The 12,380-nt window shown below is 63.3% G+C and carries 7 protein-coding genes; 6 read left to right on the forward strand and 1 reads right to left on the reverse strand.

The features are described 5' to 3' along the window. Positions 1 to 103 precede the first annotated feature (103 nt). Positions 104 to 1,279 (reverse strand): tyrosine-type recombinase/integrase, encoded by a 1,176-nt coding sequence (locus GM672_RS25390; RefSeq protein ID WP_155473312.1) that lies wholly within the window; start codon positions 1,277 to 1,279, stop codon positions 104 to 106. A gap of 498 nt (positions 1,280 to 1,777) precedes the next feature. On the opposite strand from GM672_RS25390, the gene GM672_RS25395 reads away from it, so the two are divergent. From GM672_RS25395 to GM672_RS25420, 6 genes are all read left to right on the forward strand, one after another. After that, positions 1,778 to 3,703: an acyltransferase family protein gene (locus tag GM672_RS25395; protein ID WP_155473313.1), complete on the forward strand. Its 1,926-nt coding sequence runs from the start codon at positions 1,778 to 1,780 to the stop codon at positions 3,701 to 3,703. Positions 3,704 to 4,654: 951 nt separating this feature from the next. Further along, positions 4,655 to 7,408, forward strand: a complete 2,754-nt coding sequence (locus tag GM672_RS25400; RefSeq protein WP_229417943.1) for a type VI secretion system Vgr family protein — start codon at positions 4,655 to 4,657, stop codon at positions 7,406 to 7,408. A gap of 32 nt (positions 7,409 to 7,440) precedes the next feature. Further along, entirely contained in the window at positions 7,441 to 9,480 is a 2,040-nt protein-coding gene (locus tag GM672_RS25405) for a phospholipase D-like domain-containing protein (protein ID WP_155473314.1), read from the forward strand. A 2-nt stretch (positions 9,481 to 9,482) separates the two neighbouring features. Further along, positions 9,483 to 11,111: a tetratricopeptide repeat protein gene (locus GM672_RS25410; protein ID WP_155473315.1), complete on the forward strand. Its 1,629-nt coding sequence runs from the start codon at positions 9,483 to 9,485 to the stop codon at positions 11,109 to 11,111. A 21-nt stretch (positions 11,112 to 11,132) separates the two neighbouring features. Next, positions 11,133 to 11,387 (forward strand): PAAR domain-containing protein, encoded by a 255-nt coding sequence (locus GM672_RS25415; protein WP_155473316.1) that lies wholly within the window; start codon positions 11,133 to 11,135, stop codon positions 11,385 to 11,387. 10 nt (positions 11,388 to 11,397) lie between these two features. Then, entirely contained in the window at positions 11,398 to 12,258 is an 861-nt protein-coding gene (locus GM672_RS25420) for a tetratricopeptide repeat protein (RefSeq protein WP_155473317.1), read from the forward strand. The last annotated feature ends 122 nt before the right edge of the window (positions 12,259 to 12,380 follow it).

Raw genomic sequence — 12,380 nt, forward strand, 5'->3', positions numbered from 1 at the left:
GCCACCGCGGCCACCCCCGAGCCGGCCCGCAAGGCGCGGCGCGGCGGCCGGGGCGGCCCGGACCAGTAGCCCAGCGATCAGGCGCCGCCTCGCGAGCCCGGTCTCACCACGCGATGCGGTGCTTGCTTTCCGTTTCCGTGTGGCGGCTGTCGTCGGGTGAATGCAGGTAGGTGTTGGTCGTGCCGATCGACACGTGGCCCAGGGTGTCGCGCACATGGCGCAGGTCGACGTCGCCGTTGACCATGTGCGAGCCGGCCGTGTGGCGCAGCCAGTGGGCCGACGCCATCATCACGCGCGCCGCCTCGGTCGCATAGTCCGGGCCCTTGGCGCGGAAGCGTTCGGCCGTCTTCTCGAATACCTGCTTGACGATTTCATGCACGCCGCCCCGCGTCATCTGGCGCTCCTTGCCACCGATGGGCAGTACCAGCGGCGCCGTTTCCTGCGGCAGCGGGAAGGGCGTCATGCCCAGCTCGCGCCGGTAGCGCGACAGCTCCGTCATCAATTCCGCCGTGGCCGGCACCAGCCGCAGCTTGTCGCCCTTGCCCACTACTTCCAGCCACCAGCGCTGCACGCCGGCCCGGTCGCGCCGCGCGAAAAACGCCCCCATCGACGTGCCGATCACTTCGGACACGCGCAGCCCGCACAGGTAGAGCAGGGTGATCAGCCAGCGCATGCGCAGGTACTGCTCGCGCTGGCGTGGCGTGTCGCGCGGCATGGCCTCGATGGTGGCCTTGACTTCGGCCCAGATATCGTCGTCCAGGTAGCGGGTGATGCGGGGCGGCGTGCGGCGCTTGCGCTCGCGCGACAGGGCCAGCGGGTTGCCGGCCAGGTAGCCGGCCTGCACCAGCCAGGAGAACAGGGCGTTCAGGATGATGGCCGCCTGCCGCTGGCTGCTGGGCGACAGGGGGCCGGCAAAGGGGCGCCATTGCGGATGGGCGCGGGGGAACTTGCGGCCGGCAGGGGAGATCCACCGCTCGGCCGGCTGCGGGTCCTGCAGGAAGTGGCGGTAGCGCAGCCAGTCCTCGTGCACCAGCGACGACAGGGGCTTGCCCAGTTCCACCGTCGCCCACAGCAGCAGGCGCTCGGCCTCCTTGCGATAGCTGTCGAAGGTGGTGCGGGTATCGATGAAGCGGGCCAGCCAGGCCTTGATGGCGTCGATATCGTTGTCGGCGGCGATCTGGGCACGGCCGTCGCCACCCCGGTTGCTGCCGCGCTGGCCGTCGAGGTGGGCAGGCAGGTGCAGGGCTTCGATGGCGGTCGGGACGAGGGTGGTGGTCATGGGTGGCGAGGGTGGTGGCGGGCAGTTGCGTTGGAGTCGGCTGCTTCGGGTTTCGGGTATTCGGCGGGCCGGGCAGGGCGGCGCTACAGCAAATTCACCAGCATGCGGCCACGTGTCGTTATATGCGACATTATACAAGTAATGTCATATATTTGCTAGTTAAGCCAAGAAACACAACGTAATACGTTGTATTACCAATTCCGTATTCCTCGATTCCAGGATAGAGGCCCTGATAGGTGCCGTCATTCCGTGCGCTGTTCGGTTTCGCGGTGAAATCGCGGCGCCCTGCCGCCATCGACAGGAAGAGGGCGCTTGAACCGTGGCAAATTGACAACGCGTCCGCTCGCGTCCGCCTGTGTTGTTGCATATACTGCGTCAGAGCAAAGGCAGCTTCGCTTTGCAAACAGAACGAGCCGCAACGCTTTATCGTGGCCAGGTGGTCAACGATGAGCGGCAATGCAGCCGACCAGATTGCCGTCCGCCTCCTGAAAGCGTCCCATGCGTTATCGCGCCGAAATCGACGGCCTGCGCGCCGTCGCCGTGCTGCCCGTCATCCTGTTTCATGCGGGGTTCGACTTCTTCAGCGGCGGTTTCGTCGGCGTCGACATCTTCTTCGTTATCAGCGGCTACCTGATCACGACGATCATCGTGGCAGAGATCAAGGCGGGCAACTTCAGCATCGTCAATTTCTACGAGCGCCGCGCCCGGCGCATTCTGCCCGCGCTCTTCTTCGTGCTAGCCTGTTCCTTGCCGTTCGCGTGGATGTGGCTGGTGCCGCAGGACTTGAAAAGCCTGTCGCAGAGCCTGGTGGCCGTGATGCTGTTTTCATCGAACATCCTGTTCTGGAAAACCAGCGGCTACTTCGAATCGGCCGCGGAACTGAAGCCGCTGCTGCACACGTGGAGCCTGGCCGTCGAGGAGCAGTTCTACCTGTTCTTTCCGCTGCTGCTGATGGGCGTGTGGCGTTTCGGCCCCCGGCGCGTGCTGCCGCTCTTGGCCGTGGCCGCCCTGGCCAGCCTCGCCATCGCCCACTGGGGCTCGGCCGCCCAGCCGGACGCCGCTTTCTATCTACTGCCCACGCGCGGCTGGGAACTTTTGATTGGCGCCTTCGCCGCCCTGTGCCTGCTCGACGAACGGGCCTGGCAGCCGGGCCGATTGGCCAGCGAGGCCGGGAGCGCGCTGGGCCTGGCGCTGCTCCTGTACAGCATCTTCCTGTTCGACAAGGACACGCCGTTCCCCAGCCTGTACACCCTGGTGCCCACGGCCGGCACGGCCCTCGTCATCCTGTTCGCCACGCCGGCAACCACGGTCGGCAGGCTGCTGGGGCGCCGCGCCCTCGTTGGTATCGGCCTGGTCAGCTTTTCCGCCTACCTGTGGCACCAGCCGCTGTTCGCGCTGGCCCGCCACCGCAGCCTGGACGAGCCGGACCGCCTCGTCTTCGCCGGCCTCGTCGTCGCATCGATCGTGCTGGCGTACTTCAGCTGGCAGTACATCGAAAAGCCGTTCCGCGACCGCCAGCGATTCAAGCGCGGCCAGATCTTCCTGTACGCCGCCATCGGCAGCACGGTCTTCCTGCTGCTGGGGCTGGCGGGCCACGCCACCCATGGTTTCGAACAGGCCCGCACGACGGACGCCCACCGGCAAGTGCTGAAGACGGCCGCCGCCAGCCCGCTGCGGGCAAAATGTCACACGGGCGGCGCCGATTACACGCCGCCCGCGAAAGCCTGCGAGATCAACGGCGGCCCATTGCGCGTGGCCGTGTTCGGCGACAGCCATGCCGTGGAACTGGCCTACGCCCTGGCGCAAGGCCTGGAACCGCGCGGCATCCGCCTGAAACAGTTCACCTTCAGCGGCTGCAGCCCCATGTTCGGCCGCACCGTGACGGGACGCGACCAGCCCTGCGCCGACTGGACCAACGAAGCGGCCAACTTCATCGCCAGCCATCCCGATATCGACCACGTCGTGGTGACCTACCGCATCCACGGTGCACTGTTCGGCTCCCACGAACGCGCCTATCCGGGCTGGCCGGACACCATCGGCGCGGACGAACGGGAACGCCGCTGGGCCGCCTATGTGGGCGTGCTGCGCCATTTCGTCGCCCACGGCAAACAGGTGCGCCTGGTGCTGCAGGCACCGGAACTGCCGAAACAGATCGACGCGCTGGTGCTGCGCGCAAGCGATCCGCTGGCGCCCATCGACGGTGCCAGCCGCGCGTGGTGGACCCGCCGCAGCGCCTGGGTCACGGCCCGGCTGGCCAAGCTGCCGGCCGGCGTGACCGTCATCGACCCGGCACCGCTGTTCTGCACGGGCGTCAGCTGCCTGGCGGCCAGCGGCGGCGTGGCGCGGTATTTCGACGACGACCACATGTCCGTCGGCGGCGCCCGCCTCGTGGCGGACCAGGTGTTGAAGGGCATGGCCTTGTAGACAGGCTGGCAGGCGAGCGCCCGCAGATCGGGCCGCGAAAGGGATTTTTCCGCATACCGGGAGGAGTGGGGCAGCGAACGCAGTTGGTCAAGGTCTTGACTGCCACCATGCCCAGGCGGTATTACCTGCGCCCGGACCCAGCGCTTACTTGCGCAACCTGCGCAACTGACACATGGCGGCGCCCAGGCGCTGTTGCGCGGCTGCGTTCCTCGCAAGCATGCCTGCAACGGCCCCCGGCGGTCGGCGCATCGCCGGGCGGAATCAGTCGATGCCATGATGCCCAGCAGTCTCGACCAGCCGGGCGCAGATGTACTGGCGGACGTCGGCCGAACGAGCATGTAAAGCTTTGGACGCGAGCAAGTGCAACGACATGGCGCTCGTGATGGAACTGCTGGGCCACGACAGGCACCGTTTTGCTTGCACGCGCATCGATCGGCTGGCGGGTCTCGACAGCCTGGGCGACGCACGCGAAGCCGTGCCAGGCCCGGGCACAGGGAAAAGAAGCTGGCCAGTGGCCTGGTGAAGCTGGAAAGCCAACGCCGAATTTGAGCGCACGGGCGAGCGCGACGACACCGACAACTGCGACGCCACGGATATGCCGACCAGCAGCGAGGATTTCGCTGACGCGCAAACTGCGCGGCACCACGGTTTGTCCAACGGACCGATGGAGGTGCCGGGGTGGCCTGTTGCGAGTGTCGATCTGCCGTGAAAACCTGGCTGAAAGCGCCATGGCTGCTATTACGCATAATCTATATTATGTCAAATACGACATTTGCCGGCAGGCAAGCGCGCGGTCTACGCCATCCACGCTCCATCACGCCCTGCTCAGCCAAACTTGTATCCGCGAGGAAGATGCGTTGATTCCCGCCAAGTCCTGCCAGTCAGCACGAGGTTAAGGTGGCGGCTACATTCGGCACGTGCGTTGCCGCCGAAAGCCATCGGAGACAATCAATGGGCAAAATCCAGGATATCGCGCTCGGCGCCGCTCTGTCGGCGTTCAGCGGCGCCTCCCAACATAACCGCCTCATGCAACTCGACTTTCCGCTGGCGGACGGGCCGCCCGCGATCCTGCTACCGAACAAGCTGGCCGCCCGTGAGGAGATTTCGCGTGGCTTCCGCTTCGACGCCGAGCTGCTGTCGGACGACCCGCGCATCCCGCTCAAGACGCTGATGGGGCGGATGGTAACGATCTCGCTGGTCCTGCAAGACGGAAGCCTGCGCTACTTCAACGGCTACATCACCGAATTCCGCTTCCTGCGCACCGATGGCGGCTTCGCCTTTTATCAGATGGTGCTCGAACCGTGGCTCGCATTTGCCCGCCTGCGCAAGGACAGCAGGTCGTTCCACAATAAGAACGTGCTCGAAATCACAGCGGAAACCCTGCAGCACTACCAGCAGGCCGACTGGCAGATGGTTCAAATCGACGAGTCAAGGCTGACTGTCGCCAACCAGTACAACGAAACCGACTACAACCACCTGCACCGGCGCTGGGAAGCGCTGGGCCTGCACTACTGGTACGAACACAGATCTGACGGCCATACGCTGATGATCTCGGATAACAGCACCCTGTCCAAGCCGATCGACGAGGAAGCGTACGTAATCCCGTTCCACGACCAGGGCGGCTCGCGCGAGGACGACGGCATTCACGCCTGGTCCGCCATTCGGCGCATCGGTTCGGGCAAGACGACATTGGCATCGTTCGATTACAAGAATCCCAGGGTGCAAAGAGTCGAAGCGCCTTCCGTCAACCGGCAAGGCGATTTCTTTCCTTATGAAGTCTACGAAGACACCGGCGCCTATGGTTTCCGCCTGCACGGCGAAGGCGAGCAGTTGGCAGCACGGCGTATGGACGAGGCGGATAAGGAAACACAGTATTTCGAAGCGACGGGCAATGAACGGTGCGTGCTGCCTGGCCGGACGTTCAAGCTTGGCGGCCACTTCAGCGCCGCAATGCGCGCACGACAATACGGCGGTGAGGCGTACGGCAGTATCGAGGACCGCCGCTACCTGATCCTGTCCGTCGACCATGAAATATCGAACAATTATCAGGTCGGTCCAGGCGCCCTCTCCCACTACAAGAACCGCTTTACCTGCATCCGCGAGGACCTCCGCTGGCGCCCCGGCCGCAATTATCACAGCGAGCCTGTCAACTACACGGGCTTGCATACCGCAATCGTCGTCGGCCCGGCAGGCGTGGATATCCACACGGACGGCTACGGGCGCGTCAAGCTCCAGTTCCACTGGGACCGTCTGGGGGACTACGACGAGAAAAGCTCGCCCTGGATTCGCGTCATGACGCCTGCCGCCGGCAGCGAGTTCGGGCAGATCCGCTTGCCAAGGGTCGGCGAAGAGGTGGCCGTCGTCTACCCCAACGGCAATATCGACCATCCGCTCGTACTCGGTGCGCTCTACAACCATATGCACATGCCGCCGTGGGCGCTGCCGGAGCAGCAGTCGCTTGCGGGCCTGCGCAGCCGGGAGCTGGGAGGCGGCTTTCGCGGCAATCACCTTGTCCTCGACGACACAAAAGACCAGATCCAGGCGCAGCTGAAAAGCGATCACCAGTGCAGCCAGCTGTCGCTTGGCCACATCACGCGCATCGAGGACACCAGCGGGCGCAAGGACGCACGCGGTGAAGGCTGGGAGCTGCGTACCGACGGGCACGGCGTGGCACGCGCCGCCAAGGGGCTCCTGATCACGACCGAGGCGAGACAGACAGCACGCGGTCCCATCAAGGACATGGGCGAAACGGCGAAGCGCCTGGACGCCGCGCACAAGCTGCACGATGACCAGACCACGGCCGCACTGCAGGGCCTGGCACAGGAAAGCGGGCAACAGCAGGACGTGGCCGATGCGCTGAAGGCACAGAACGATGCCGTGCGCGGCACCGGGGAGCAATTTCCTGAGTTGTCGCAGCCCCACCTCGTCCTGGCGAGCCCGGCTGGAATCGAAACAACGTCGGCGCAATCCACCCATATCGTCAGCGCCCAGCACACTGCCCTGACAGCGGGTGGCAGCCTCTCGATTGCAGCCGGCGATAGCCTGTACGCGAGCATCAAGAAAACCTTCCGGCTGTTCGTGCACAAGGCGGGCATGAAGCTCGTTGCTGCGTCCGGGAAGATCACCATGCAGGCGCACGACGATGACATTGCCGTTATCGCGAACAAGGTCCTGTCCCTCATCAGCCAGTCCGACTGGGTCGACATCCGGGGCAAGAAAGGCGTGCGGCTGCACGGCCCGGAATGCATGGTCGAAGTCACCCACCGGCTGGAAGTCTTCGCGTCGAAGCCGGCGCTGTTCCATGGCAACCTGGAAACCGTCGGGCCCCAGAACCGGCCGCAAGCTTCGTCGGAACACAAGATCAAGATCGCCGAGCCGCAGACGCCGGACGAACCGACCCAGCTGCTGTTTGCTTTACAGACCCATAAGGACAACGGACGGCCGTTCGCCAACGTCCCCTACTCCCTGTTCAAGGGCGACACCAAAGTCAGGGACGGCATCACCGATGACATGGGCATGGTCGCAGTCGAGCACAAGGCAGGACCGGCCGACTACCGTGTCGAGCTGCCGAACGGAGAAGTCTACGCTCTCGCGGCCGTCCCGCAACCCGCACCTGCCGACGCGCCGGCTCACCGCGAACAGGTGTTGTCCAACATGGGCGCGCGGGCGCTCGATGGCTCGACCGACAGTCGCGAATATCTCTGACAATCGTCCCCCCATTCTTCGAAGGAGGCTGCATGCCCGACCCGATAAAGCGTACCGAGAAAGTCCATATTGACGAGCTCAGCCGCAAGGCTACCAGTACGGTGCAGTGGTTCCTGGAGAACCGCTGTCAGACCCACCCAGTCACCCACAATAACGAGCTCGAGGTCTTCATTTGCGGCGAGAAGGCGTTCGCGGACATTGCCGCGAAAATCAAGGCGGCGAAGCACTCGATCGACCTCTGTTGCTGGGGCTTCGACCCGGGCATGGAACTGCTGCGCGATGGGGGGACCACCTGGCCACGGGGAGAAACCTACGGGGACCTGTTGATCGCCGCGGCCAGGGGCAACGGCAAGGATAAGCCCATGGTGCGGGTTCGCCTGTTGGTCTGGTACAGCAAGATCGGCAGCGCGGCGGCGCTGTCCATGCCGGGGCATTCCCATGGGACTAACCCGTGGCGCTGCGTGAGCGGCTCCAATGAAGCCGGACAAATCGGGGCCAGGCGCAGCGTCGCGCTGATCCGGGAAAACCTGGGCACGCTGCGGGTAGCCGGGACGCCGGCGCGCGGGACCGGTGCGGTACGGCCACACACCCCGGAATCGCTCGCGGCCATGGCGCGCGAGGAGTACTGCCACAGCTGGTACAAGGCCGCGTTCGCCGGTCTCTTGGATGGCATTACGATCCGGACGCGTGCCGGCGTGCCGGCATCCATCGAGCAAAGCCTCGCCAGCGAAAAATACAAGCCCGGCGGCATGGGCGAACTGGAAGCCGAGCGGACTGGGATGATCCGACTCGGCACCCACCACCAGAAGACGCTGCTGATCGACTACGACTACATGGACGGTGCCAAGGCAGTCGGCTATGTAAAAGGGCTGAACTCGGTAACGGATTATTGGGATACCGAAGACCATCTGATCGAGGATCCGAAGCGCGAGCGCGGTGGGGAGCGCGAAGCCGGCGAAGCCGTGCAGGCAGAGGAGAACAAGAAACCGGACGCAGGCTTCAAGACATTCAAGCCCTACCGGGACTACGCCTGCCGCATTTCCGGTGGCGCGCTCGCCAGTGTCTACGCGAACTTCGTGCGCGCCTGGAGCCGGGCCGGCGGCGATATCATCGCCGACGACTTGAAGACCGTTCCGTCGGCGCTGAAGCGCAAAGCCATGGCGGGAACGCATTCGTCGGTCCAGATCGTTCGCACGCAGCCGGAGGAACGGGACAAGACCGCCAAGGAAATGTATTTCCTGGCCACCGACGTGGCCGCTGCGGCGACTGGCTATCTTTATATCGAGAACCAGTACTTCCAGTACCAGGAGTGGGCGGAGCGGCTGGTCCAGGCACGCAAGAACGTCATGGCCCGCTGGAAGGCGGCCGGACCGGCGACCGGCAAGACCAAGGGCGACATGCCGCTGCTGCACGTGTTTATCGTCATTCCCGTGCCCGAACGCGCACAAATGGTCCCGCGCACCTACGACACCCTCGGCGTCCTCGGCCAGCAGGCCGGCATGAAGGGCCAGTCCGCCATGATCGAGAAGGAAAACAAGCGCGAGCGTACGGGCGTGGGCCGCGACGAGATGGGCCGTCCTACCGGCGCGGTCCACAACAAACCCACGGTCGTGGAATACGCCAACGGCATCGACAAGCCAAGCATCGACGCGCTGGAACAGAAGTACGGCCTGAAGGTGGCCGTGGCCATGCTCCAGACCAGCGGCTACGATCAGCGCCGCATGCGCTACCGGGAAATCTACATTCACTCGAAACTGCTGCTGGTCGACGATTCCTTTTTCAGCCTGGGCAGCGCCAACCTGAACCAGCGCAGCATGGCGGTCGACAGCGAAATCAACCTGGCGACGAACGATGCGAAACGGGCGGCGGATTTGCGGCGGAAGATTTGGGCGAAGTTGAGTGGCGGGACGGTTGATGGGAAGAGTGCGACGCCTGCGGAGATTGCGGAAGCATTCGGTGAATGGACAATTACCATGAATAGTAATCAAAAACGAAAACGCAATTCGCAGCCCATGACGGGCTTCCTGCTGCCGCTTGAAGACAAGCGCAGCGCCACAGTGCGGTTGGGCTGACGATGAAACGATCCCTGCTTCGTCAGGTTTCCACCGTGATGCTGGCAGCTTTCTCCCTATTTTGTCTCTTCAAGGCCTTCAGCATGGCACACGACCAATACAAAACGATCAAGGACCTGCCCCGAAACAAAGAGCTGCCTCTCTTCGATCCGCACCGGCCCGGCTTTGCCTGCGTGATCGAAGCGAAGAAGGTGCCACCAGTCGATGCACAGGCGGATGCATGGTTCCGCGAAGCACAGGCGCTGGACGATCCGGACATGTGGGAAGAAGACCGCGACTACAAGAAGATCGTCCAGCTGACGCGGCAAGCGGCCGACAGGCGGCACTGGAAAGCCATGCTCAACCTCGCCACCTTATACCTTGAAAAGCGCGATCCGCCAAACGGGGAGATGGAAGCACTGGCACTGGTGGAGCAGGCAATGCAGCTCGGTATCCCCGCCGCCTATGACCGCATGGGAACCTATTATATGAACAGTGTCGGCGTGTCGGGCGACGCGACAAAGGCTTTTGCCTTCTGGCAAAGGGCAGCGGAAATGGGCAATCCCCAGGCTATGGCCTACCTCGGTGACAAGATGGCGGCAACGTGGGATAACCCGAGCGAGGGATTCTGGGCAAACATTCCAGTTGCGAGGAAGATGCTGGAGTGCTCGCTGGCCCAGGGTTACGGCCCTGCAGCATATGATTTGTATTACCTCCAAGCATGGCCACGCGCAGCCGACGGCAAGATAGCAGGACCGCGCACGCCAAGTAGCAGAGCGCTAGCGTTGATGACCTTACACACAGGTGTTAAGTTGGGCTGCTCCAACTGCGCCCTCTACTTGTCTGTGGAGTTCCGTAAGCCCGACGACCTGGCCGACATGATCGTGCCTCATATCGACAAAGCGCGCTCAGAGCGCTATGTGGTACTTCATAACGCACTCAATCTCAATCCTCTACTCCTTTTTCCGAACCTGGACAAAGTACTTCCATTGCCGCCAGCCCCGCTGCCGCCATGGAATGGCGACAAGCAGACCCTCATCGATGCCGCAAAAGGCGTAACGCCAAAGCCATCCGAGCCCCAGGCAAGTGCCGCCTCGCAAAGGCAAGGCCGGCAGCACCTAAACGCCGCCTACGACTTGCTCCCGAGCGACGATAAGACGTCCGCAACCGAAGCACCATTCACAGGATACTGGCAAGCGACCGCGCCTGCCGAACCGGCACCCTTGCGGACCTGGCTGGCCCAAAACCCGCCCGGACTTTACGAGACGGGAGAAGCTTTCGATCGCCCGTGGTATCCGCAGGACATGGGCCGCGGCGCGATCCCGGGAATCGTGTGGCAGCATTTCCTCACCGTCCGCCACAACCACGGCGCGGTCGAACCGCTGGCTGCTACTGGTCTCGCACGCGAAGTCGCACCCGTGGAGGCACATCTCACCTGCGGTGCAAACACGCCATGCCCGGCGACCGGCACCTGGCAGCCGTGGCTCCCACTCGAACACCCGCTACGGCACGCCATCAACCAGCCCTGGCGTCAGGCCTGGGTCACCGCCGGGCAGGCGTTCCCGACACTGCACGACAACGGGCATTTCCCATTCGATCCGGCCGCCTTGACATGGCACCTGCTCGATAGCGCGGAACCGGAACTGGTGTAATCGGACACATAAGGAGCAGCCATGAAGCATACGGGCCGTGGCGTCATCCGCCTCAACGACAAAACGGATCACGGCGGCAAGGTGATCTCTGCTTCATCCGGCACGGTCGTCATGGGTATTGAAGCAGCACTTGCCGACGATATGACCGTCTGCCCGAAGTGCAAAGGCAAGTTTCCCATCAAGCCGATTGGCGCCGGCGCCAAACACAAGGGCCGGCCCTATGCCTATGACGGCGACGTCACGGCGTGCGGTGCGAAGCTGATTTCCTCGCTCTGAGGGCCGCTGAATGACGATCAAGCGTTTGCTCCTTCGTCGCCTGTCGACCGTTCTGCTGGCGGGACTCGCCGCATTTTGCGTTTCCAAGGCGTACAGCGTGGCACACGATCAGTACCGCACGATCCAGGACCTGCCCCGTAACGAAAAGCTGCCTCTCTTCGATCCGCACCGGCCCGCCTTTACCTGCGTGATCGAAGCGAAGAAGGTGCCACCGGTCGATGCACAGGCCGATGCATGGTTCCGCGAAGCACAGGCGCTGGACGATCACAACCTTTGGGAAGAAGACCGCGACTACAGGAAGATCGTCCAGCTGACGCGTCAGGCGGCCGACAGGCGGCACTGGAAAGCCATGCTCAATCTCGCCACCCTATACCTTGAAAAGCGCGATCCGCCAAACGGGGAAATGGAAGCTCTGGCGCTGGTGGAGCAGGCCATGCGGCTCGGCATCCCCGCCGCCTATGACCGCATGGGAACCTATTATATGAACAGTGTCGGCGTGTCAGGTGACGCAACCAAGGCCTTCGCGTTCTGGCAAAGGGCAGCGGAAATGGGCAATCCCCAGGCTATGGCCTACCTCGGTGACAAGATGGCGGCAACTTGGGACAACCCGAGCGAGGGATTCTGGGCAAACATCCCGGTCGCGACGAAGATGCTTGAGTGCTCCTTGGCTCAGGGGTACGGACCTGCAGCTTATAGTTTGTATTACCTCCAGGCGTGGCCGCGTGCTGCAGATGGCGAGATAGTAGGTTCGCGGACATTTGAAACCAAAGCGTTAGCGTTAAAAACGTTAAACACGGGCGTGAAGTATGGTTGTTCCAAATGCGCGCGGGATTTATCCGTAGAGTTCCGCAAACCCGATGACTTGGCGTGAGATAGCCCCCTGATCCACCAGACACAGTCGATGCGGTATCCTTACGGATAGGAATACGACTGTGAATATGACTAGGAACAACCAAACCATCGAAGTAGTGACGGTGTCGGAGGAGCGGCGCC

It is taken from the genome of Pseudoduganella buxea (assembly GCF_009720835.1).
GTDB lineage: Bacteria > Pseudomonadota > Gammaproteobacteria > Burkholderiales > Burkholderiaceae_D > Rugamonas > Rugamonas buxea.